Here is a 24192-nt window from a genome sequence, read left to right as displayed (position 1 = left end):
AGGAGCTACTATCCGGACTGACCGGGTCTCCGTCAAGGGTCTTTGAAGATGGAGAGATGGCCAGCCCGGGTGCACCGCAAATGACGGTTCACAGCGCCGCAAAGGCGCGCACAGGGAGAAAGAACATGAACTCGATTACCCGTCTGGGCTTCGCCCTCCTTGCGACCGCCGGCAGCCTTGGCGCTGTCTCCGCGGTCCAGGCGCAGGACATGAAGCACGTCGCGATTTCGACCATTGTCGAGGTGCCGGCTCTGCTCGACACCAAGCGCGGCATCATTGAAGGGCTGGCAGATGCCGGCTTCGTCGATGGGGAGAACATCACCATCGATTACCAGAACGCCAACGGCAACATGCCGACCCAGCAGCAGATCGCGAAGAAATTCATTGGTGACGATCCGGCCGTGATCATTCCGATCACCACCCCGACCTCGCAGGCCATTATCGGGGCGACTGACACCATTCCGGTGGTGTTCGCGACCGTGACCGACCCGATCAAGGCGAGCCTGATCCCGCAATACAAGCAGCCCGGCGGGAATGTCACCGGCGTGTCCGATGCGGCACCGATCAAGCAGCAGATGGACCTGTTCCAGGAAATCCTGCCGGACATGAAGACCATCGGCTTCATCTACAATCCGGGGCTCGACAATGCGCTCGCGACCCTGGGCTGGATCAAGGAAGAGGCGGAAGCTCGCGGCATCACCGTGGTCGAAAGCCCCTCGCCCACGACCAATGAGGTGGTGCTGGCGACACAGAAGCTGATCGGCGAAGTCGATGCGATCTATGTGCCGAACGACACCACCATCGTGGCCGCACTCGAAGCGATCGTGAAGATCGCACAGGACACTGACACGCCGGTGTTTGCCGGTGAAACCGGCGCCGTGGAACGTGGCGTGATCGGCTCGGTCGGACTTGACTATGTCGGCATTGGCCGGATCGCGGGCGAAATGGCCGCGCGCATCCTCAATGGCGAGAACCCCGGCGAGATCGACGCGGTGATCGGCTATGAAGTCCTTACCGACTTCAACGTCCTCATCAATCTCGACGCCGCTGCCGAGATGGGCGTGACCGTGCCGCAGTCGGTGATCGACCGGGCAACCTCGGTCATCGAATAATCGCAACTTTCGCCGCGCCTGGGCACACTCCGGGCGCGGTGCACCGGCCAATCGCGCTGGTGCCTCGCCCCTGCTCCATCATCCCGGCACTCATGCCCACCGGAAATGGCGAACACTTCAATGTCTCTCGATAGCTTCTTTGCCTGGTTCTTCGGCTGGTTCCCCCTCTCTCCCTACGAGTTGGGCGGCACGTTCGAAACCGGCTTCATCTTCGGTCTGGTCGCGCTCGGCGCCTATCTCACCTTCCGCATTCTCGATTTTCCCGACCTCACGGTCGAAGGCAGTTTTCCGCTGGGCGCGGCCGTTGCCGCGAGCCTGATGGTCGGGCTCGGCATGAACCCCTGGCTGGCCACGGTGTGCGCCGCGATTGTCGGCTTTGGTGCCGGATTCGTGACCGCGCTCCTCAATGTCCAGTTCAAGATCCTGCACATCCTTGCCGGTATCCTGGTCGCCATCGCGCTTTATTCGATCAACCTTCGAATCATGGGTGGGCCGAACAAGCCGCTGCTGCGCGTCGACACCGTTTTCGACACGCTCGACTTCGTGCCCCTGCCCGGCATCTGGCTCAACCCGATCTTCCTGGGCCTCGTGATCGTTGCGGTCTTGGCGGCGGTCAACTGGTTCCTCAACACGGGCAATGGCATTTCGATGCGGGCTGCCGGCGCCAACCCGGCCATGGCGGAGGCCAATGGCATCAATGTTGGCCGCCAGCGGCTGATGGGCGTGGGGCTGGCCAATGCCCTGACCGCCCTCGCGGGCGCGCTGTTCGCCCAGATCTTCGGTGCCGCCGACGCCTATATGGGCATCGGGGTGATCATTGTCGGGCTCGCCTCGGTGATCGTCGGCATGAGCCTCATTCCCTCGCGCACCATCCTGATCGCCACCATCGCCTGTGTGATCGGGGCGATCCTCTATCGCGCCGCCGTGGCACTGGCCCTCAATGCCGACCAACTCGGCCTGCAGGCCTCCGACGTGCAGCTCGTCACCGCCATCATCGTCGCGCTGGCGCTGATCGCCCAGTATTCGGGCTCGTCTTTCGGACGGTCGCGCCGCAAGGGCGCCAAGAGTGAGGGAGACAAGAGCGAGGGAGACAAGAAATGATCGAACTCAACGACATTCACGTCACCTTCAACAAGGGTACGCCACTCGAGACCGAGGCCCTGCGCGGGGTCACCCTGTCGGTGCCCAAGGGCGAATTCCTCACCGTGATCGGGTCGAACGGGGCCGGCAAATCCACCGCCCTCAACGTGCTGGCAGGCCTCGCGCCCACCGAGCAGGGCTCGGTCAAGCTGCACGAAACCGATGTCACCAGATGGCCGGTTCACAAGCGCGCAAAGCTTGTTTCCCGCGTCTTCCAGGATCCCAAAATGGGCACCTGCGAAGACCTGACGATCATCGAGAACTTCGCCCTCGCCCATGGCCGCACCAAGCCGCGCGGCTTCGGGTCGGCGATCGACCGCTCGATGCGCGAGGCCACCGCCGAGCGGCTCAAGGTGCTCGGGCTCGGGCTCGAAAACCGGCTCGATGACAAGGTCGGCCTGCTTTCGGGCGGCCAGCGTCAGGCGGTTTCGCTATTGATGGCGACGACGGGCGAATCCCGCATCCTGCTGCTTGACGAGCACACCGCAGCGCTCGACCCCAAGACAGCCGACTTCGTGCTTTCGCTCACCAAGGAGATCGTCGAAAGCCTCGGGCTGACGGCGCTGATGGTGACCCATTCGATGGCGCAGGCCCTCGATACGGGCGAGCGAACGATCATGTTCCACCGCGGGCGGATCATCTTCGATGTGGCCGGCTCGGAACGCGAGGGCATGGAAGTCAAGGACCTGCTCGATCTGTTCCAGAAGACCCAGGGCGAAGAACTCGCCGACGACAGCCTGTTGCTGTCCTGAGGACCGCGCGGACGGCTCTCTCCGCCGCCCGCGTTTCTCCCCGTTGTCGAGGATCTTATGAGCGATACCGTAATCATTGCGCCCGGTGAAACCGGCCTTGCAGACTGGCAGCGTGTCTTTGAGGGCGCGCCGGTTGTCCTGGCAGACGGCGCGCGCGAGGCGGTCGAGACCTGCCGCACGGCGCTTGAAGGTATGATCGAGGATGGCCGCGTGATGTATGCGGTCAATACCGGGTTCGGCAAACTGGCCTCGGTCCGCATCGACCCCGCCGATCTCGTCACCCTGCAGCGCAATCTCATTGCCTCGCATTCGGTCGGCACGGGCGACCCGTTGCCCGACGATGTCGTGCGTCTCGTGATGGCGCTCAAGGCCGCCTCGCTGGCGCAAGGCCATTCCGGGGTGCGCTGGGTGGTTGTCGACACACTGATGAAGATGATCGAAGCCGGGGTGACCCCGGTCATCCCCGAGAAAGGCTCGGTCGGTGCTTCGGGTGATCTCGCCCCGCTGTCTCACATGGCTGCCGGGATGATGGGGATCGGCAAGGCCCGACTCGATGGCGAAACGCTCGATGCAGCCGAGGCGCTGTCGCGCGCCGGCATCCCGCCGTTCGAACTCGCGGCGAAGGAAGGCGTGGCGCTGATCAACGGCACCCAGGTCTCGACGGCGCTGGCGCTCAAGGGGCTGTTCCTCGCCGAGGACCTTTTGCGCACATCGCTGGTGGCCGGCGCGTTGACCACCGACGCCGCCAAGGGTTCCGACACCCCGTTCGATGCTCGGATCTCGGCCATTCGCCGCCAGCCTGGCCAGATCGCGGTAGCCGGTGCGCTCAGGGCCCTGATGGCCGGTTCGACGATCCGTGAAAGCCATCGCGAATGTACCCGGGTGCAGGACCCCTATTGCCTCAGATGCCAGCCCCAGGTCATGGGCGCATGCCTCGACCAGCTCACCCATGCGGCGCAAATCCTTGAAAACGAGGCCAATTCGGTCTCGGACAATCCGCTGATCTTCCCCGAGGACGGTGACGTGCTGTCGGGTGGAAATTTCCACGCCCAGCCGGTGGCTTTTGCCGCCGATATCATCGCCCTTGCCATTGCTGAAACCGGTTCCCTGTCGGAAAGGCGGCAAGCCTTGCTGGTCGACACCAACCAGTCGGGCCTGCCGCCCTTTCTGATCGTCAATTCGGGGCTCAATTCCGGTTTCATGATGCCGCAGGTGACCGCTGCTGCGCTGGTCTCGGAGAACAAGGCGCTGGCGACGCCCTCCTCGGTCGATTCCATTCCGACGTCCGCCAATCAGGAAGACCATGTGTCGATGGCAACTTACGCGGCCCGGCGCCTCACCCAGATGGCCGGCAATCTCGAGGCGGTCCTTGCGATCGAATGGCTGGCCGCGGCGCAGGGTCTTGAATTCCACCGCCCGATGCAAAGCTCAGCCCCGCTCGAAGCCGCCATGACACGCCTGCGCGATGCTGTCCCGGCCTTTGACAAGGATCGGTTCTTTGCCCCCGATATCGAGACAGCCCGGACACTTGTGCGAGACGGCGCGCTGTCCGGTCTCGTCACCTCGCCCATCGGCTCCACTCATGCCCCACAGGATGCCTCATGACCTATATCAAGACCGTTCCCTACGCCGAGGCCACCGGCCGGCTGAAGCAGCTCTATGACCGGGTGAAGGGGCCGGACGACAATGTCGACAATATCATGATGGCGCATAGCCTGAGGCCGCACACCATGGATGGCCACATGGCGATCTACAAATATGTGCTGCACCATTCGGCCAACACCGTACCGAAATGGTTCCTCGAAGCCATTGGCGTGCTGGTCAGCCATCTCAATGCCTGCGCTTATTGCGTCGAGCATCATTTCGCCGGGATGAAACGGCTGCTGGGCGACGATCTGCGGGCCAACAATATGCGCCGAGCGCTGGTTTCGGGTGAGTTCGACACCGCTTTCGATGAAAGCCAGGCCGCAGCCCTCGATTATGCCCGCTGGCTGACCCGCGATCCCTCCGCCATCGGCCCCAAGCATATCGATGCGCTCCGCGAGGCCGGGTTCGATGACGGCCAGATCCTCGAAATCAATCAGGTGGCGGCCTATTTCTCCTATGCCAACCGCACGGTGCTCGGGCTGGGTGTGAATACGGATGGTGATGTTCTGGGGCTTTCGCCCAATAATTCGGACGACCCCGATGACTGGTCCCACAGATAAGGCCCGTGCCGCCGCGCCGCGGCGGATGCATCTCAATGAAAGCCCCTTTCCGGTGCCCGAACCCGTGCAGGCCGCCATCGCCCAGGCGGCAGCGACGGTCAATCGGTATCCTTCCGATTTCGGGCCGGCCCTCGTAACCGAAATCGCAGCCTATGCCGGGGCACCGGAAAGCCGGGTCTTCGTCTCAGCAGGCACCAATGAGATCCTACATCTGATCCCGGTGATCGGCGACGTTTTACGGCCAGACGATGAGATCGTCGTGCCGGACCCCAGCTTCCCGACCTATCAGAAGGTCGCCAGGCATGTGGGGTTCAAGGTCGTCACAGTGCCGGTGCTGGCCAATGGCGTGCCGGATATCGACGGGGTGCTTGCCGCGATCGGGCCCAGGACGAAGATGGTCTGCGTGCCGAGCCCCAATAACCCCACCGGCGGGCTGCTCTCCGCCGACGCGCTCGAGAAACTGATCGCCGGTGTGCCTGCACACATTCTCCTGCATCTCGATGAGGCCTATTACGAGTTCGGGCGCGAAGCCGGTGGTCCGGAGACCCTGCCGCTTCTCGAAAAGCGTCCGGGCAACTGGCTGACGACGCGCAGCTTCTCCAAGGCCTTCGGGCTGGCGGGGTTGCGGCTCGGCTATGGCATTGCCAGCGATGAAGCACTGGCCGAGCACTGCCGGCTCAGGCGCCCCAATTTCTCGGTCAATGCTGCCGCGCAGGCCGCAGGCATCGCGGCGCTGCAACATCGCGAAATCATGGAAGCGAATGTCGCGGCCATCGCCCGCGAACGCGACAGGCTGGCCCGAGGGTTGAGTGCGCTCGGCCTCACGCCTTTCGATACAGCGGCCAATTTCATCGCCATGCCGAGCCCCTCGGCCGTGCCCGACATGAAGACCGCCCTGGCTCAACGGGGCATCCTGGTGACGGGCTTTGCCATGGCTGACGGCACGCCGGCGTTTCGGATCACCATCGGGCTCGAAGATGACAATGACGCCGTTCTGGCGGCCATCGCTGACATTTTGAAACGCTGACAAGGTCCGGTTTCCCGGGCACAAGGAGGAGAGAATGCCTGCTTATATCGTGTCGCGGGTAACCATCGAAGACGCTCAATCGATGGCCGACTACATGGCCGGCGCGCCGGAAACGGTGTTCGCCCATGGTGGAAAATATCTCGCTCGCACAGGCAGCTTCGAGGCGCTGGAAGGTGAAGCGGATTATGAGCGCGTTGTGATCCTCGAGTTTCCAGACAAGTCGGCGGCGCTCGCCTGGTACAATTCGGAAGCCTATCGTCCCTTGCGCGACCAGCGCTGGGCCGCGGCCAACGCCCATATCATCGTGGTGCCCGACGAAGGCGCACAAGCACCGGGCGCATAGGCACCGCTCTCAGCCGAAATCCGAAAGACCTTTGTGGATGAGGTCGCGCAGCCTGATGGCCAGCGGGCTCAGAGCCTGATGGCGCATCGATATCAGGTGATAGGGATTGACGATGATCGGATCTGCCAGTTCGAGCGCAACGAGCTGACTTTCACCGCCTTCAGGTGCGACAAGGTCGGCCACCTCGTGGCTGGCCGGGGCAATCGCGTCTGTTGAATCGAGGTACGCCATCATCACCAGAAGCGAGGTGGTGTTGACGATTTCCCCCGGCAATTCGACACCAAAAGTGAAGAACGCCTCGTCCACCGCCTGACGCAACGGGGTGTGCGGCGCCTGGATCACCCATTCGAACTGCGCCAGCTCCTGCGGACTGATGGGCGACTTGCCGATCAGCGGGTGTCCCTTGCGCACCAGAAAGCGGATCACTTCCACCCGCCCCCGGCGCACGTCGAACTGGCGGGCATCGACCCCCGGCGGGATACGCGAGAGAACAAACTCGTAGTCGCCACGCTGCAGACCCGGGATCAGCATATCGCTGGGCGCGACATCAATATGGATGTCGGCACCCGAAGTCTCCTTCTTGAGCGCCTGAACCGCGGGCACGACAAAACCCACCGCCCCGCCGGTTACGGCCCCGACGCGGACCGAGCCGGCGCGGCCCGACATGGTGGCCTCGGTTTCCGCGATGGCATGATCATAACCATGCAGCAGGTTGGCCGCGTTGCGGGCCAGCGTTTGCCCGATATTGGTCGGGGTCATGCCCTTGGGATGCCGGTCGAACAGCGGCACGCCGACCTGGCGCTCGATGCCTGTGAGTAAGCGTGATGCTGCGGGCTGGGAAATCGCCAGCCGTTCGGCGGCCAGGGCCAGCTGGCCGGTCTCGGCAATAGCCTGGATCAGCCGGAAGTCGCGCAACTGCAATCGGTTGGCCAGATTGGGCATTGACGACATATCAATCCTGATATGCAGATTGTCAATTTAATTAATTGAACGGCATGTTCGGCGCCCCCTAACGTCTCGCCGGGTCCTTCAGGCCCTTATCTGCCGTGCGGTCACAGGGAACGGAAGTGACGGTGCGGCTTCAATGGGAGGAATTCATGAAGAAACTTGTTTCCCTGATGGCCGTGCTCGCCCTTGGCGCCGGTCTCGCAACCGTGCCCGCTGCGGCGCAGGAAAAAGGCACCGTCGGCATCGCCATGCCGACCAAATCCTCGGCGCGCTGGATTTCCGACGGCAACTCGATGGTCGAGCAGTTCGAGGCTGCCGGTTATGGCACCGACCTGCAATATGCCGAAGACGACATTCCCAACCAGCTGGCCCAGATCGAAAACATGATCACCAAGGGCGTAGATGTGCTGGTGATCGCCGCAATCGATGGCACGACGCTGTCGAATGCGCTCGAAAATGCAGCCGCCTCGGGCATCCGCGTCATCGCCTATGACCGCCTGATCCGCGACAGCGGCAATGTCGACTATTATGCGACCTTCGACAATTTCAAGGTTGGCGTTCAGCAGGCCAGCTCGCTCGTGGCAGGCCTCAAGGAGCGCTTCCCCGATGCGGACACCTGGAATGTCGAACTGTTCGGCGGTTCGCCGGACGACAACAATGCCTACTTCTTCTATGACGGCGCCATGAGCGTGCTGCAGCCGCTGATCGATGATGGTTCGATCAATGTGGCCTCCGGCCAGATGGGCATGGACACAGTCGGAACCCTGCGCTGGGACGGTGCTGTGGCCCAGGCCCGCATGGACAACCTTCTGTCGGCCCATTACACCGACCAGAACGTGCATGGTGTGCTGTCGCCTTATGACGGGCTGTCCATCGGCATTCTGTCCTCGCTGAAAGGCGTCGGTTATGGCTCGGGCGACCTGAAGATGCCGATCGTGACCGGCCAGGACGCGGAAGTCCCCTCGGTCAAGTCGATCCTGGCGGGCGAGCAATATTCGACCGTGTTCAAGGACACCCGTGAACTTGCCCGAGTCACCGTGGGCATGGTCGATGCGCTGCTCCAAGGCAGCGAGCCGGAAATCAACGACACCTCGACCTATGACAATGGTGTCAAGGTTGTGCCGTCCTACCTGCTCGAGCCTGTGTCGGTGGATGCCTCCAATTGGGAAGAGATCCTGATTGGCAGCGGCTACTACACCATGGACCAGATCCAGTAACTCCTCCCGACAAAGCCTGTTCCTCCCCGCTGCGCTATAGTGCGGGGAGGAGCACACCAAACCGGGACCGGTAACGGATCGTCGTCATGACAACGCTTCTCGAAATGCGCGAAATCACCAAGGAGTTTCCCGGGGTCCGGGCGCTCGACCGGGTGAGCATCGCGGTCAAACAGGGCGAAATCCACGCCATTTGCGGGGAGAACGGCGCCGGCAAATCGACGCTGATGAAGGTTCTTTCCGGCGTTTACCCCACCGGCAGCTATGAAGGTGAAATGACCTTCGAGGGCGAACCCATCGCCTTCCGCGACATCTCGGACAGCGAGGCGCGCGGCATCATCATCATCCACCAGGAGCTGGCCCTCGTGCCCCAGCTCTCCATTGCCGAGAACATCTTTCTGGGCAATGAGCGCGCCAAGCGCGGGGTGATCGACTGGCGCGAAACGAACACACGCACCGAAGAGCTTCTGGCCAAGGTTGGTCTCAAGGAACCGCCGACGACCAAGGTCGATGCCATCGGTGTGGGCAAACAGCAGCTCGTCGAGATCGCCAAGGCGCTGTCGAAGGACGTGAAGCTGCTCATCCTCGATGAGCCGACCGCGGCGCTGCAGGAAAATGACAGCCGCAAGCTTTTGGACCTGATGCTCGAACTCAAGGCGCAAGGCGTCACCTGCATCATCATCTCTCACAAGCTGGGCGAGGTGCGCTATGTCGCCGACACCGTGACCGTGATCCGCGACGGCATGACCGTTTCGACCCTTGATGCCTCTGAGGGGCTGAGCGAGGACCGGATCGTGCGCGATATGGTGGGCCGCGATATGACCCACCGCTTCCCCGAACACCATCGCAAGCCGGCCGAAGTGCTGATGGAGGTCTCCGGCTGGAATGCCTGGCATCCCCAACACGCGGAACGGCAGGTGATCAAGAACGCCAGTTTCACTGTCCGGCGGGGCGAGGTTGTCGGTATTGCCGGGGTCATGGGGTCGGGCCGCACCGAGCTCGCCATGTCGATCTTCGGGCAGAGCTATGGCCGCAACATTTCCGGCGAGGTGAAGCTCGGCGGCAAGCCGGTCGATGTCAGCAGCGTCGACAAGGCGATCCATGCGGGCATCTCCTATGTCACAGAGGACCGCAAGTCGCTCGGACTGGTGCTCGATGAAACCATCCGATTCAACACCACCCTCGCCCATCTCGAGGGGGTGTCCTCGGGCGGCATTCTCAACCGCAATGAAGAAACCCGGGTCGCCGAGCGATACCGGGACGCGTTGAACATCCGCACACCATCGGTTTTCCAGAAGACGATCAATCTGTCGGGCGGAAACCAGCAAAAGGTCGTTCTGGCCAAATGGCTGAACACGGCCCCCGAGGTCCTCATTCTCGATGAGCCGACGCGCGGCATCGATGTGGGGGCGAAATACGAAATCTACACCATCATCAACGAGCTCGCGGCAGAGGGAAAAGGGGTCGTCATGATCTCATCGGAAATGCCCGAGCTGATCGGCATGTGTGACCGGATCTACGTCATGAACGAAGGCGCGCTGGTGGGCGAACTCGCCGCCGGCGAGGCCAGTCAGGAAAAGATCATGTCGCTCATCGTCAATGAATAGGGAGAGGAACGGTGGCATTGGCTCAAAGCGATGACATCGCTGAAAAACAGTCCGATTCGGGCAAAAGCGTAAGGGAATACCTGTCTTCGCACCTTCGCGAATACGGCCTCCTGTTCGCCCTGATCGCGATCATGGTGTTCTTCCAGGTTGTGACGGATGGCACGCTGCTGCGCGCGGTCAACATCACCAACCTCCTCCTGCAGAACAGCTACATCATCATTATGGCGCTGGGCATGCTGGTGGTCATCGTCTCGGGCAATATCGACCTCTCGGTCGGCTCGGTGATGGGCTTCATCGGCGCCCTGGCGGCGGTGATGATGGTGCATTTCGACCAACCCATGTATGTGACCGTGGTGGTGTGCCTGATCACGGGCGCGCTGATCGGGGCGGCGCAGGGTTATTGGGTCGCTTACTGGAAAATCCCGTCCTTCATCGTCACCCTTGCCGGCATGCTGGTGTTCCGCGGCCTCTCCTTGTGGCTGCTTGAAGGTCAGTCGGTCGGCCCCTTCCCGCGCGAGTTCCAGGTCATCGCCAACGGCTTCGTGCCGGACATCTTCCCGCCCGTGATCGGGGAGACGATTGCAGGGATCTTTGCCGAACGGCAGGTCAACACGCTGGCGCTCGCCGCCGGGATCCTGGCCGCGGCCTCGCTGGTCTGGATCGGTCTTCGCCAGCGAGCTCGCAACCGCGCCTATGGCATCGTCGATGAGCCGCGCGGCTTTTTTATCGCCCGCAATGCGATCGTTGCCGCCGCCATCATCTTCATCACCTACAAGCTTTCGACCTTCCGCGGCCTGCCCAATGTGCTGATCACCATGGGTGTCCTGACTGTCGTCTATGCGTTCCTGACCCAGAACACGACCATCGGCCGGCGGGTCTATGCCCTCGGGGGGAATGAGAAGGCGGCCAAGCTTTCCGGCATCAAGACCGAGCGGCTGACCTTCCTTGCCTTCATGAATATGGGCTTCCTCGCCGCCGCTGCCGGCCTCGTGTTTGCCGCGCGGCTCAACACAGCCACGCCCAAGGCCGGCTTCGCGCTCGAACTCGACGTCATCGCAGCGGTGTTCATCGGCGGCGCGTCGATGTCGGGCGGGGTCGGTCGCATCATCGGTGCCGTGGTCGGGGCCTTCCTGATGGGGGTTCTCAACAACGGCATGTCGATCATGGGCATCGGCATCGACTACCAGCAGATGATCAAGGGCCTGGTGCTGCTCGCAGCCGTGGTGTTCGACGTCTACAACAAGCGCAAGCAGGGCTAAGAGCCCTCGCCGGCGCCCTCCAACCCGAGGAAGTGTCATGAGTTTCCAGCCGGCCAAATGGCCCCGCAAATTGCGATCCCAGGAGTGGTTCGGCGGTACCGGTCGTGATCAGATCTATCACCGTGGCTGGATGAAGAACCAGGGTTTCCCGCACGACATGTTCGACGGGCGGCCGGTGATCGGTATCCTCAACACATGGTCGGAACTGACCCCCTGCAATGCGCATCTGCGCGAACTGGCCGACCGGGTGAAGAACGGGATCTATGAGGCTGGCGGATTCCCCGTCGAGGTGCCCGTGTTCTCGGCGGCGGAGAGCTCGTTCCGGCCGACGGCGATGATGTTCCGAAACCTCGCCGCCATGGCGGTGGAAGAAGCCATGCGGGGCCAACCCATGGACGGCGCGGTGCTGCTGGTCGGTTGCGACAAGACCACGCCGAGCCTGCTGATGGGCGCCGCATCGACCGACATGCCCTCGATCGTTGTGACCGGCGGCCCGATGCTCAATGGCTATTTCCGGGGAGAGCGGGTCGGCTCGGGAACCCATTTGTGGAAGTTCTCCGAGGCGGTAAAAGCCGGCGAGATGAAACCCGAGGAATTCGTTGAGGCCGAGGCCTCGATGTCGCGCTCGGCGGGTTCGTGCAACACCATGGGCACCGCCTCCAGCATGGCCTCGATGGTCGAGGCGCTTGGCATGGCGCTGTCAGGCAATGCGGCCATTCCCGCGGTCGACAGCCGTCGCCGGGCCATGGCGCAGATGTCAGGCCGGCGGATCGTGCAGATGGTCAAAGACGACCTCAAGCCTTCCGACATCCTGACCAAATCCGCCTTCGAGAATGCCATCCGTACAAACGGGGCGATTGGCGGGTCGACCAATGCCGTGGTGCATCTGCTCGCCATTGCGGGCCGGGTCGGCATCGATCTCACGCTCGACGACTGGGACCGCTGCGGGCGCGATGTGGCGACCATCGTCAACCTGATGCCCTCAGGCAAATACCTGATGGAAGAGTTCTTTTATGCCGGCGGGTTGCCGGTGGTGTTGCGCCATCTTGGCGAAGCGGGATTGCTGAACAAGGATGCCCTGACAGTCTCCGGCGGCCCGATCTGGGACGAGGTCCGCGATGCGGTCAACCACAATGAAGACGTCATCCTGCCGGTCGAAAAGGCGCTCACCCAGAATGGCGGCATCGCGGTTCTCAAGGGCAATCTTGCGCCCAATGGCGCGGTGATCAAACCCTCCGCGGCCTCGGCACATCTGATGAAGCACCGGGGCCGGGCTGTCGTGTTCGAAAGCATCGACGAGTACAAGGCGCTGATCACCGACGACAGTCTCGACATCGATGAGAACTGCGTGATGGTGCTGAAGAATTGCGGCCCGCGCGGCTATCCGGGCATGGCCGAGGTGGGCAATATGGGCCTGCCGCCCAAGATCCTCAAAAAGGGCATTACCGACATGGTGCGGATTTCCGATGCACGCATGTCCGGCACCGCCTATGGCACCGTGATCCTGCACACTTCACCCGAGGCGGCAGTCGGCGGTCCGCTGGCGGCAGTGCGCAATGGCGACATGATCGAGATCGATGTCGAGGCGCGCAGCATCCGGCTCGACGTTTCCGAGGAAGAGATCGCCAGGCGCCTCGCAGACTACAAGCCGGCGGTCGAACTGGCGCAATCGGGTTATCCCTGGTTGCATCAGCAATATGTCGAGGGCGCGGATACAGGGGCAGATCTGAGCTTTCTCAAAGGGTGCCGAGGTGCGCCCGTAGGCCGGGATTCGCACTGATGACCACGAAAATCGCCCTGGTGGGGGTCGGCAAGATCGCCCGTGACCAGCATGTCCCCGCCCTCAGCGCATCACCGGATTTCGAACTGGTGGCCACCGCCTCGCTCGAGGGTGCTGTCGAGGGGGTGCCGGGCTTTCAATCCCTTGACGCGCTGTTTGCCGCCCATCCCGAAGTCACCGCCGTCTCCATCTGTATTCCGCCGGTTCCCCGTTTCGAAGTCGCGGCCCAGGCGCTGAGGTCGGGCCGTCATGTCATGCTCGAAAAGCCCCCCGGTGCGTCGGTGAGCGAATGCCGCGAACTCGAGGCGATGGCGAAACAGGCCGACCTGTCGATCTATGCCACCTGGCATTCGCGTGAGGCCGCACAAGTGGCCAATGCCAGGGCGTGGCTGCGCAACAAGCGTCTCACCTCGCTGACCATCACCTGGAAAGAGGATGTGCGGCGCTGGCACCCGGGTCAGACCTGGATCTGGAAGTCGGGCGGGCTCGGCGTGTTCGATCCCGGGATCAATGCCCTGTCGATACTGACCGAAATCCTGCCGGTGCCGGTGCATATGCGCGCGGCGACCCTGTTCGTGCCCGAGAATTGCGACACACCGATCGCGGCGGACCTCACCTTTGCCCATCCCGATGGAGCTGCGGTCTCCGCCGATTTCGATTTCCGCCAGGAAGGCGAGCAGACCTGGTCGATGGACATTCGGACCACCGAGGGTGATCTCGTGCTCTCGGATGGCGGGGCAAGGCTTGCCATCGATGGCGAAACGCTTGCCAGCGATGCCGTACTGCACGAAACGGCAGATGAGGGCGGGGAGGACAAGGCGCCGCTGGGTGGCGAATATCACCGGCTCTATGCCAATTTCGCCCGGCTGCTGGCGAGTGGCGAAACCGATATGGATCTCTCGCCTCTCCTGCATGTCGCCGACGCCTTCATGCTCGGCCGCCGGGTCAGCGTCGAGCCCTTCATCGAATAGGAGCGCGCTATGCCGGCTGCCGCCGCGACCGACAGCTTCGGACCTGCGCCCGATGGCAGCGCGATCGCGCTGGTGCAGATCGGGCGCGGCGCTCTCAGCGCAAGGCTGATGAGCTGGGGTGCGAGCCTGTGCGATTTACGCATTGAAGGCCATGATCATTCGTTGGTTCTGGGCAGTTCGGATTTAAAGGCTTATCTCGGCCCGCTACGCTATTACGGCGCGATTGTCGGCCGCGTCGCCAACCGGATCGCCGGCGGCAGTGTCGAGATCGATGGCGAAGTGTATGCGCTCGACCGCAACGAAAACAATCGCACCACCCTGCATGGCGGCACGACGGGCAGCGCCGCCCGGAACTGGGCGCTGATCGAGGCAACAGCATCTGCGTGCCGGTTCGGCCTTCGCCTCCCCCACCGTGCGGACGGCTTTCCCGGCACGCTTGATATTACGGCCACCTATTGCGTAACCGGCGATGAGGCGCTCCGGCTCGAGATCGAGGCCGTGACCGACGCGCCGACCCTGTGCAATTTTGCCCATCACGCCTATTGGACGCTCGACGGCGCACCGGATCTTTCCGGTCACACGCTTTGCGTTCACACCGATCGGTATCTGCCGGTCGATGCACACCGGATTCCCTGCGGCGGGCCTGAGCCGGTCGGGAGCACGCGGTTCGATCTGCGCGCTCCCCGGCCCCTTCTGGCGCCGGGCCAGGAACCGCTCGACCATAATTTCTGCCTGTCAGACGCGCCCACAGATCTGCGCGAGGTGGCACGGCTTGAGGCGGGCAACCTCTCCCTCGGGGTTTTGACGACGGCGCCGGGCCTGCAGGTCTATGACGGTGCCATGGAAGCGGTGACGCCTTTCGGTGCGCATGCCGGGGTCGCCCTCGAACCCCAGCACTGGCCCGACGCGCCCCACCACACCGATTTTCCCTCGATCACCCTGCGCCCCGGCGAGACTTATCGCCAGGTGAGCGAATTCCAGTTTGGCGCGCGCCGCGCGATCCACTGAAAGGACAAGCCATGAAATTTCCGCTTACCGGCATCCTGCCCGTGGCGCCGACCCCGTTTCATACCGATGGCACCGTGGATGAAGACGGCATGCGGCGGGTGATCGATTGCATGATCGATCAGGGGGTGGACGCGATCTGCATCCTCGCGAACTATTCAGAGCAATTCCTGCTGTCGGACGAGGAGCGCGCCACACTCATGCGGCTGAGCCTCGAACACGCGGCGGGGCGGGTGCCGGTGATTGTGACGATCAGCCATTTCTCGACCGGCGTGGTGACTGCCAGAGCCCGGGCTGCCGAGGCGATGGGGGCCGCCATGGTGATGATGATGGCGCCCTATCACGGCGTGGGTCTGGTGCCGGCACACGAGGGCATTTTCGAGCATTTTGCGGCCGTCAGCGAAACGATCTCGATTCCGATCATGGTACAGGACGCCCCCCTTTCCGGGATTTCCTTGCCAATCGATCTGCTGGTGCGCATGGCGCGTGAACTCGAACAGGTCTCCTATTTCAAGATCGAGGTCCCCTTTGCCGCCGACAAGATAGCGGCGCTGATCGAAGCAGGCGGCCCCGACATTGTCGGCCCGTTCGATGGCGAGGAAGCCGTCACGCTGTTGGCCGATCTGGATGCCGGGGCGACCGGCACCATGACCTCGGCCCTGTTTCCCGACCAGATCCGGCCGATTGTCACCGAATACCGCGCCGGGAACACCGATGCCGCCCTCGAGCACTGGCGGCGATGCCTGCCGCTGATCAACCACGAAAACCGCCAATGCGGATTGCGGGCGGCCAAGACCGTGATGATGGAGGGCGGCGTGATCGGCAGCGACACCGTGCGCCACCCGCTCAAGCCCATCACGGACCGTACTCGGACCCGGCTCCTGCAGCTTGCGCGCGAGCTCGACATTCTCGCCCTGCGCTGGGGCCAATAGGCAAAATGGTGACCCCGGTGTCGATAGCCATGGCAACGCCCCAGAGACTGAGCGCGGAATGCTGCGAGCTCGGCGAAGGTCCGGTCTATGACCCGGACAGCGACACGCTATGGTGGTTCGACATTCTGGGCCACACCCTGTTCGAGCACCGCTTTGCGACCGCGACGACGCGGCACCACACCCTTCCTCGCATGGCCTCGGCGCTGGCGTTGGTCGATGGCGACCGGCACGTGCTGGTCATGGAGGACGGGCTCTATCTGCGCCGCATCGCCACCGGAACCCTCACACGCCTGACCCCGATTGAGGCCGCCCGCCCCGATACGCGCTCGAATGATGCACGGGTCCATCCTTCGGGTGCGATGTGGGTGGGCACGATGGGGAAGTCGGCGCAGCATCAGGCGGGTGCGATCTATCACTGCGCCGGTGGCAGGGCGCGCGCCCTGTTCGACCGGATCACCATTCCGAATTCGATCTGCTTTTCCCCCGATGGGCGATGGGGCTATTTCGCCGACACGGCGCTCAATATCCTGTGGCGGGTGCGGCTCGATCCGCAGACCGGCCTTCCGCTTGAAGAACGCGACATCTTTCTGACCGGGGATGATCTGCCGCTGGGCGGGCGCTTCGACGGTTCGGTCACCGACGCGGAGGGAAACCTGTGGAACGCGGCCTGGGGCGGCGGATCCGTTTCGGGATTTTCGCCAGGCGGCCAATTGATCGCCACCTATGAAGTGCCTGCCGCGCAGACCAGCTGCCCGGCCTTTGTCGGGCCTCGGCTTGACCGGCTGGCCGTTACCACTGCCTGGGAAGGGCAGGACGAGGCCGCGCGGGCCGCCGATCCGGGTGCAGGATTTTGCTACCTGATCGATGGCGCCTTCGAAGGCAAGGCCGAGCCCGAATTCCGGCTGCCCGCCGGATACTGACACCGCGAACAGGAGAGAGACTTCATGCTGACAGGAAAACACCTGATCGCCGGGGACTGGGTTGCAGGCGGCAAACAGTTCTCGAACGCCCCGGCCCGCGGAGAAACTCAGACTTTCTCCGCCGGCACGCCCGCGGATGTGGACGCTGCGGTGCGTGCCGCCGAGGAGGCCTTCTGGTCCTACGGCTATTCGAGCCGTGCGGACAGGGCTGCGTTCCTCAACGCGATTGCAGACGAGATCGAGCAGCGCGGCGCTGCCATTACCCGTATCGGCGCCGCTGAAACCGGCCTGCCCGAGGCGCGGCTTGACGGCGAACGCGGCCGCACCACCGGCCAACTGCGCCTGTTTGCCAGCCATATCCTTTACGGCGCCTATCTGGACCAGCGGCATGACAAGGCCCTGCCCGACCGCAGCCCCTTGCCCCGGCCGGACATTCGTCTGATGCAGCGCCCGATCGGGCCGGTTGCGGTTTTCGGCGCCTCGAATTTTCCGCTCGCCTTCTCGACAGCCGGCGGTGACACCGCCAGCGCGCTTGCCGCGGGTTGCCCAGTCGTTGTCAAAGGCCACCCCGCTCATCCCGGCACTGGCGAAATCGTCGCCCAGGCGATAGACGCCGCGATCAGGGCGACCAGCCAGCACCCGGGCGTGTTCTCGCTCATCCAGTCGGACGGCATCGAGGTCGGCGAGGCCCTCGTGACCCATGAACTGATCCGGGCTGTCGGGTTCACCGGCTCGTTCCGCGCCGGACGTGCCCTGTTCGATCTCTGCTCGGGCCGGGACCAGCCGATACCGTTTTTCGGGGAGCTGGGGTCGGTCAATCCGATGTTCCTGCTGCCCGAAGCCGTGGCTGCGCGGGGCGACACCATTGCGAAGGGCTGGGCCGCGTCCCTCACCATGGGAGCCGGGCAGTTCTGCACCAATCCCGGCATCGCCATTCTCGTCGACGGACCGGAAGCCGATGGTTTTTCCAGAGCCGCAACGGACGCGCTTTCGACGACCGGGCCCCAGACCATGCTGACCGACGGGATCGCTAAAGCTTACCGCAACGGGCGCGACCGTGTCGCCGGTTCGCAAGGCGTCCGTCAATTGCTAACCAGCACCTGCGATCTGCGCCAGGCCACGCCCTATCTGTTCGAGACCAGCGGGGCTGACTGGTTGGGCAACAAGGCACTTGGTGACGAGGTGTTCGGGCCGCTGGGCCTGATCGTTCGGGTCTCCGGCGTAGATGAGATGCTGGCGGTCGCGCGTTCGCTCGAAGGTCAGCTGACCTGTACGCTGCATCTTGATGAAGGCGACACCGCCATGGCGCGAAGGCTGATGCCGATCGTCGAACGCAAGGCCGGGCGTTTGCTGGTCAATGGCTATCCGACCGGTGTCGAGGTGTGTGACGCCATGGTCCATGGCGGACCCTACCCGGCCTCGACCAATTTTGGCGCCACCTCGGTTGGCACCATGGCGATCCGGCGGTTTCTGCGGCCCGTCAGCTATCAGAACATGCCGGAGAGCCTGTTGCCCGAGGATCTGCAAGGCTGAGCGGCAGCCACTTGCCCGCGTTCCGCTTTCACGCGCCGACCCTGTTCGACGGTCCCGCTTCGCCCATGCGCAGAGCGCCCCTTTCCTCCTCTTGAGTTATATGACTAGTCATTCTATGTTTGGTCATGGAATGAGGGTGGAATGGGCGCCAGAGATCAACTGACTGCCGGACACACACCAACGCGCCATGCCAGCGCGGCATCCCGCTCGCATGTACGCACTGAACCCACCGCTGCCGGCCAGGAAGGTCTGGCGCTGCTGCGGCTTCACACGGTGCCGCCTGGTGCCAGCCTGGTCTCGGTCGCAACCCAGCGCGCCGCGCGGCTGTTGCGCGGTCGGCTGGCTGAAGTGCTTGCCGGGGCCGGCACCCTCAGCCTCGTGGATTGGCGCATCTGCCTGTGCCTGGCGCGTGACGAAGAACAGACTCAAAAGGCGCTGGTGGACTTTTCGGGCATGGAACAGGGGCAGGTCAGCCGCGCCCTTGCACGCATGGAAGACCGGGGCCTGTTGACGGCACGCCAGAGCGACAAAGATCGCCGCGTCCGGCTTTTTGCCATGACCGGGCAGGGCCGTGCCTGGTTCGAAGCGCTGCGGCCCGTTGTCAGCGCTTATGGCGCGCGGATCGACGCGGCGCTCACCCCGGACGAACAACGCCAGTTTCTCGATATGCTCGGCCGCATCACCGCTGCGGCCAGTCAAGCCGGTCAACCGCTCGAAAACGATAAGGAGCGGGCCGGATAAACCGGGCTGCCGGACAGGAGGACGCCGGCAAAGCCCAAAAGGGAGGAAACCATGACCATCAAACATCTCGCCGGCGCATTGGCCGCCACCGCCTTGCTCACCGTTTCGGCCACCGCACAGGACTGGAGCCCGCCCGGCTCGATCGAATTGCAGATCGGCTTCGGGGCCGGCGGTGAAACAGACACGCTCGGCCGTGTCATCGCCAACCAGATGGAAGAGCAGACCGGCTGGACCGTGGTCCCGCAAAACAAGCCGGGCGGCGGCGGCATCGCCATGTTTACGGGTCTGGTCAACGCCCCGGCGGACGGGTCGGTCATCGGTCTCGGCGTGTCGATGCCGGTTCTGATCAATCTGGTCTTGCGCGGCGACGAGCTGCCCTTCGATCTCGACAGCTTCGACTATCTCGGAACGGTTACCCGCGCCCAGCTCGCCATCGTCGCCAAGGCCGACCAGCCTTTCGACGACATTCCGGGCCTGGTCGACTACGCCAAGGCCAATGACGGCGCGGCCATTGCCTTTGATGCCAAACCGCAGGAGCTGTTGGTGCTGGCCATCAACGCGCAGGACGATGCGGGTCTGAGGCCTGTCTCCACCGAAAGCTCGGCGGAAATGGTTCAATTCGTGTTGGGTGACCAGGTGCTGGCATCGTTCTCGGCCGGGGCGCATCTGCCCTATCTCGAATCCGGTGATCTGAAGCTTTTGGCGAGTGCGAATGCCGACCGCCATTCCTACGCGCCGGATGTCCCCACTCTGCGCGAACAGGGTTACAACCTCTATGTTGACCCTTATTTCTACTTCGCCGCGCCTGCCGGCCTGCCAGAGGATGCCCGCGCCGCCCTGTCCGAAGCGTTGGCCAATGCCATCGCCTCCGACCCGGTCCGCGAGATTGTCGAGAACGCGCTTATCACCTCGGTGAACAATCTGGGGCCCGAAGGGACTGCGACCATGCTCGACGAAGGCCTTGTGAATGTCGGCACGCTGTTCGGCGCCAACTAGGCAGAGCCTGCCCGCAGCGTCCAGACGCTGCGGGCCTCCCATTCAGGGTGGACCATGATTTTACTTGATCGTTCTGCCAACCGGCTATCCGGGCTGGCCTGCGCCGCTTTCGGTGCCGCGCTGCTTTTCTGGATCATTCCAACCGCCACCGAACAGGTGAGTTATGGCTGGGTGAAGCCGCAAACCGTCCCCACCGCCATGGCCTGGGTGATCCTGATCGGCGGGTTGGGGATCGCGCTGCGCCCCGAGGAAGGGATCGCGCCCGACGGCCCGGCCTTCGTACGCGCTGCCCTGTTATTCGCTCTGGTTGCCCTTGGCTGCCTTGCCATCGACTGGACCGGCTTTGTCATCGTGGCGCCGGTTCTGGCGCTTGCTGTCATGCTCTGGATGGGCATGCGATCATGGCTCTGGCTGGCGGTAGGAGCGCTCGGCGTTCCGTTTGTCATCTGGCTCGCGGCTGAGGTCCTTCTGGGCCGCCCCCTGCCGTGAGGCTTCGTCATGGTTGATTTGTCCGTTATTCTTGCCGGCTTTGCCGATGCGTTCACCCTGACCAATCTGCTGTTCGTTTTCGCCGGCGTGGCGTTGGGGCAGTTGGTGGGCGCCATTCCCGGTATCGGACCGGTCATGGCTATGGCGATCGCCATCCCCTTCACCTTTGCGCTGTCGCCGCTCGCCGCCATCGCGTTCCTGATGGGTATCAACAAGGGCGGGCTGGTCGGCGGTGCAGTACCAGCCGTGCTGATCAACACGCCCGGCACGCCCGATGCCGCTGCCACCGCACTGGACGGGCATCCGCTCGCCAAGCAGGGCAAGCCCGAAAAAGCCACCAAGATGGCCCTGTTTGCCTCGGTGACCGGTGACACGGTCAGCGATATCGTCCTGATCACCGTCTCCGCGCCGCTGGCTGTGCTGGCCTTGCGCATGGGACCGGTCGAAGTGCTGGCCCTGATGATTTTTGCCTTCACCGTGATTGCCGGTCTCATCGGCAATTCGGTGACCAAGGGGGTTATCGCTGCAGCGCTTGGCCTGCTTTGCGCAACCGTCGGGCTCGACCCGGAACACGCCACGCCACGCTTTTATTTCGGCTGGTTCGAACTCTATGACGGGTTGCCCCTCGCCGCGGTGGCCATCGGGATGCTGGCCTTTTCCGAGATCATCCGGCGGATTATTGCCAGCCGCGGCATTGCACGCCCGGCCATCGAGATCCCGAGGGATCAGGATCGGGCTGACCGGCGGGTCAGCTTTGCCGAATACTGGGCCTGCCGCTACGTCATGGCGCGTGGCGCAGCCATCGGCACGGCGCTGGGCGCACTGCCAGGCATCGGCTCGACCGCGGCGGCCTTCATGTCCTATGCGGCGGCCAAACGCGCCGACAAGGACCCCGACAGCTTCGGCAAAGGCAATCTCAAGGGCATTGCCGCCGCCGAAAGCGCCAACTCGGCGGTGATGGGTGCCAATCTCATTCCGCTTCTGACCCTTGGCATTCCCGGCAGCATCGGCGCCGCGCTGATCATCAGCGCCCTGGTCATTCACGGCATTCAGCCCGGGCCCTTGCTGTTCGAGCAACAGGGCCGGCTGGTCTATGGGCTGTTCGGCGCGATGATCATGGCCAATGTGATGAACCTCATCGTCGGCCAGCTCGGCCTGCGGCTGTGGACCCGGGTGGTTCGGGCCCCCGAAGCCGTGGTCTTTTCCTCGGCCATCCTGTTGTGCATCGCAGGGGTGGCGCTTTCGACCGGCGGGCTGTTCGGCGTGGCGATCATGCTGATCTTTGCCGCATTAGGCTATGCGATGACGAGTTTCGGCTATTCGGTGGTGATCTTCATCATCGCCTTCTTCCTCGGCGACCGGTTCGAGCGCTCCCTGTCGCAGGCCCTGGTGATCACCAATGGCGAACCCTCGGCCCTCATCGATCACCCGGTGGCGATCCTGTTGATTCTTGTATCCCTGATTTCCCTGTGGCGGTTTGGCCTGTCCCGCCGCCGCGCAGCTGCTGGAGATGCCTCGTGACCGCCGCGCGCAAGAACATCCTGTTCATCATGTTCGACCAGCTGCGGTTTGATTACTTGAGCTGCGCCGGCCACCCGGCGCTGCACACCCCCAATATCGACCGGCTGGCCCAGAAGGGCGTCCGTTTTGACCGTGCCTATGTGCAATCCCCGATTTGCGGGTCGTCGCGCATGAGTTTTTACACCGGCCGCTACGTCCATAGCCACGGCGCCCAGCGCAACAATTTCCCGCTCAAGGTCGGCGAACACACGCTGGGCGATCATCTGCGCGCCATCGGCGCCGATTGCTACCTGATCGGCAAGACGCATATGCAGGCCGACGCCAAAGGGCTCGAACGGCTCGGCATTGCCCCTGACAGCGTCATCGGCGCGCGCCAGGCCGAGTGCGGCTTCGATGTCGTGCTGCGCGATGACGGATTATGGGCGGAAGGCAATGAGGGAATCTACGACACCCGCCGCTCGCCCTATAATGAATACCTCAAGCAGCGCGGCTACGAGGCCGACAATCCCTGGCACGTCTATGCCAATGCGGCAGCGACCGACGACGGGGAGATCGCGTCGGGCTGGCTGATGGCCAATGCCGACCAGCCAGCCAATATCGAAGACGAAGATTCGGAAACAGTCTGGCTGACCACGCGCTGCATCGAATTTCTCGATGCGCACAAGGATGCCGCCCGCCCCTGGCTGTGCCATCTCTCCTACATCAAGCCCCACTGGCCCTATATCGTGCCGGCGCCCTACCACGCCCTTTACGGACCTGACGACATTCTGCCCGTCAATCGGGACCCGAAGGAACGCGACGACCCTCATCCGGTCTATGGCGCCTATATGGACAGCCTGGTTTCGAAAACCTTCTCGCGCGACGAGGTCCGCGAAAAGGTGATCCCGGCCTATATGGGGCTCATCAAGCAGGCCGACGACCAGCTCGGACGCCTGTTCGCCCATCTCGAAGCGACCGGGCAGATGGAGAATACCCTTATCGTGGTCACGTCCGATCACGGCGATTATCTCGGCGATCACTGGATGGGCGAAAAGGATTTGTTCCACGATTGCTCGGTCAAGATTCCGCTGATCGTCCATGATCCGGACTCGGCTGCCGACGCGACGCGCGGCACTGTGTCGGATGCGCTCATCGAGGCGATCGACCTGGCACCCACCTTCCTCGAATGGCTGGGCGGGGATGTGCCCGATCACATTCTTGAAGGCCATTCGCTCCTGCCCCTGCTTCGTGGCGAAGCCAGAGACACCGGGCGCGACTTCGTCATCTCCGAATACGATTATTCAACCACCGGTGCCGCCCAGACATTAGGCCTCGAACCGCGGCAGTGCCGGTTGTTCATGGTCGCGGACCGGAACTGGAAATTGGTGCACGCCGAAGGCGGCTTCAGGCCCATGCTGTTCGACCTCGCCAACGATCCGGACGAACTGCACGATCTCGGCGGTCAACCGGGACACGAGCAGATCATCGAGCTGATGTATGAGCGGCTGGGCCGATGGGCGCGCCGGATGTCCCAGCGCACCGCGCTGTCCGAAGCTGAGATCAAGGCCATGCGCGGCAAGGCCTTCGGCAAGGGTGTGTTTTTGGGACTCTATGACGGCAGCGAAGTCCCCTCGGACCTTTTGCGCAAGATCACAGGGAAGACCGGCCGGCGCCCGTGAGGTCACGAGGGACATCAATCTGCAATGCGCGGAGGGA

Annotated in this window: 22 protein-coding genes; 21 read left to right on the top strand and 1 reads right to left on the bottom strand. The window is 63.3% G+C overall.

Translation table 11 applies throughout. The features are described from left to right. The first annotated feature begins 125 nt into the window (after positions 1-125). The 7 genes from G489_RS0111705 (at position 126) to G489_RS0111675 (ending at position 6581) form a co-directional block, all read left to right on the top strand. Positions 126-1112 (top strand): ABC transporter substrate-binding protein, encoded by a 987-nt coding sequence (locus tag G489_RS0111705; RefSeq protein ID WP_029041685.1) that lies wholly within the window; start codon positions 126-128, stop codon positions 1110-1112. A 120-nt stretch (positions 1113-1232) separates the two neighbouring features. Further along, positions 1233-2213, top strand: a complete 981-nt coding sequence (locus G489_RS0111700; protein WP_081691545.1) for an ABC transporter permease — start codon at positions 1233-1235, stop codon at positions 2211-2213. Further along, positions 2210-3004 (top strand): ABC transporter ATP-binding protein, encoded by a 795-nt coding sequence (locus G489_RS0111695; RefSeq protein ID WP_029041683.1) that lies wholly within the window; start codon positions 2210-2212, stop codon positions 3002-3004. Before G489_RS0111700 ends, G489_RS0111695 begins: the two co-directional genes overlap by 4 nt. A gap of 57 nt (positions 3005-3061) precedes the next feature. Further along, positions 3062-4609: a histidine ammonia-lyase gene (gene hutH / locus G489_RS0111690; protein ID WP_029041682.1), complete on the top strand. Its 1548-nt coding sequence runs from the start codon at positions 3062-3064 to the stop codon at positions 4607-4609. Then, positions 4606-5211, top strand: coding sequence for a carboxymuconolactone decarboxylase family protein (locus tag G489_RS0111685; RefSeq protein ID WP_029041681.1), 606 nt, complete (start codon positions 4606-4608; stop codon positions 5209-5211). The genes hutH and G489_RS0111685 overlap by 4 nt, the downstream gene beginning before the upstream one ends. After that, entirely contained in the window at positions 5192-6238 is a 1047-nt protein-coding gene (locus G489_RS20310; RefSeq protein ID WP_162142428.1) for a pyridoxal phosphate-dependent aminotransferase, read from the top strand. Before G489_RS0111685 ends, G489_RS20310 begins: the two co-directional genes overlap by 20 nt. A gap of 34 nt (positions 6239-6272) precedes the next feature. Continuing rightward, complete coding sequence (locus G489_RS0111675; protein WP_029041680.1) at positions 6273-6581, top strand: DUF1330 domain-containing protein; 309 nt, start codon at positions 6273-6275, stop codon at positions 6579-6581. Between the two features lie 9 nt (positions 6582-6590). Here G489_RS0111675 and G489_RS0111670 read toward each other — a convergent pair whose 3' ends face one another. Next, positions 6591-7523, bottom strand: a complete 933-nt coding sequence (locus G489_RS0111670; protein ID WP_035872528.1) for a LysR family transcriptional regulator — start codon at positions 7521-7523, stop codon at positions 6591-6593. Between the two features lie 155 nt (positions 7524-7678). On the opposite strand from G489_RS0111670, the gene chvE reads away from it, so the two are divergent. From chvE to G489_RS0111600, 14 genes are all read left to right on the top strand, one after another. Then, the gene (gene chvE, locus G489_RS0111665; RefSeq protein ID WP_029041678.1) at positions 7679-8746 is read left to right on the top strand and encodes a multiple monosaccharide ABC transporter substrate-binding protein; all 1068 of its coding nucleotides are present in this window, start codon (positions 7679-7681) and stop codon (positions 8744-8746) included. Positions 8747-8832: 86 nt separating this feature from the next. Then, positions 8833-10350 carry a multiple monosaccharide ABC transporter ATP-binding protein gene (gene mmsA, locus G489_RS0111660; RefSeq protein WP_029041677.1) on the top strand — a complete coding sequence of 506 codons (1518 nt, stop codon included), beginning with the start codon at positions 8833-8835 and terminating at the stop codon, positions 10348-10350. 17 nt (positions 10351-10367) lie between these two features. Next, the gene (gene mmsB / locus G489_RS0111655) at positions 10368-11609 is read left to right on the top strand and encodes a multiple monosaccharide ABC transporter permease (RefSeq protein WP_281173316.1); all 1242 of its coding nucleotides are present in this window, start codon (positions 10368-10370) and stop codon (positions 11607-11609) included. Between the two features lie 37 nt (positions 11610-11646). Further along, on the top strand, positions 11647-13389 hold the full coding sequence (gene araD, locus G489_RS0111650; protein ID WP_029041675.1) for an L-arabinonate dehydratase: 1743 nt from the start codon (positions 11647-11649) through the stop codon (positions 13387-13389). Beyond that, complete coding sequence (locus G489_RS0111645; RefSeq protein WP_407059831.1) at positions 13386-14360, top strand: Gfo/Idh/MocA family protein; 975 nt, start codon at positions 13386-13388, stop codon at positions 14358-14360. The genes araD and G489_RS0111645 overlap by 4 nt, the downstream gene beginning before the upstream one ends. A gap of 9 nt (positions 14361-14369) precedes the next feature. After that, positions 14370-15368 carry an aldose epimerase family protein gene (locus tag G489_RS0111640; protein WP_029041673.1) on the top strand — a complete coding sequence of 333 codons (999 nt, stop codon included), beginning with the start codon at positions 14370-14372 and terminating at the stop codon, positions 15366-15368. Positions 15369-15379: 11 nt separating this feature from the next. Beyond that, positions 15380-16297 carry a dihydrodipicolinate synthase family protein gene (locus G489_RS0111635; protein ID WP_029041672.1) on the top strand — a complete coding sequence of 306 codons (918 nt, stop codon included), beginning with the start codon at positions 15380-15382 and terminating at the stop codon, positions 16295-16297. Positions 16298-16326: 29 nt separating this feature from the next. Continuing rightward, the gene (locus G489_RS0111630; RefSeq protein WP_035872673.1) at positions 16327-17217 is read left to right on the top strand and encodes an SMP-30/gluconolactonase/LRE family protein; all 891 of its coding nucleotides are present in this window, start codon (positions 16327-16329) and stop codon (positions 17215-17217) included. Between the two features lie 24 nt (positions 17218-17241). Further along, positions 17242-18750, top strand: coding sequence for an aldehyde dehydrogenase (NADP(+)) (locus G489_RS0111625; RefSeq protein WP_029041670.1), 1509 nt, complete (start codon positions 17242-17244; stop codon positions 18748-18750). Between the two features lie 141 nt (positions 18751-18891). Continuing rightward, the gene (locus tag G489_RS0111620) at positions 18892-19491 is read left to right on the top strand and encodes a MarR family winged helix-turn-helix transcriptional regulator (RefSeq protein WP_029041669.1); all 600 of its coding nucleotides are present in this window, start codon (positions 18892-18894) and stop codon (positions 19489-19491) included. A gap of 51 nt (positions 19492-19542) precedes the next feature. Further along, positions 19543-20487 (top strand): tripartite tricarboxylate transporter substrate binding protein, encoded by a 945-nt coding sequence (locus G489_RS0111615; protein WP_029041668.1) that lies wholly within the window; start codon positions 19543-19545, stop codon positions 20485-20487. Between the two features lie 54 nt (positions 20488-20541). Then, positions 20542-20976, top strand: a complete 435-nt coding sequence (locus tag G489_RS0111610; protein WP_029041667.1) for a tripartite tricarboxylate transporter TctB family protein — start codon at positions 20542-20544, stop codon at positions 20974-20976. 9 nt (positions 20977-20985) lie between these two features. Continuing rightward, complete coding sequence (locus G489_RS0111605) at positions 20986-22497, top strand: tripartite tricarboxylate transporter permease (protein ID WP_029041666.1); 1512 nt, start codon at positions 20986-20988, stop codon at positions 22495-22497. Beyond that, positions 22494-24155 (top strand): alkaline phosphatase family protein, encoded by a 1662-nt coding sequence (locus G489_RS0111600; RefSeq protein ID WP_029041665.1) that lies wholly within the window; start codon positions 22494-22496, stop codon positions 24153-24155. The genes G489_RS0111605 and G489_RS0111600 overlap by 4 nt, the downstream gene beginning before the upstream one ends. Positions 24156-24192: the final 37 nt, after the last annotated feature.

The organism is Cucumibacter marinus DSM 18995 (assembly GCF_000429865.1).
Classification (GTDB): domain Bacteria; phylum Pseudomonadota; class Alphaproteobacteria; order Rhizobiales; family Devosiaceae; genus Cucumibacter; species Cucumibacter marinus.
Note: the sequence above shows the minus strand (reverse complement) of the source record. Positions and strands in the feature narration are given on the sequence as shown.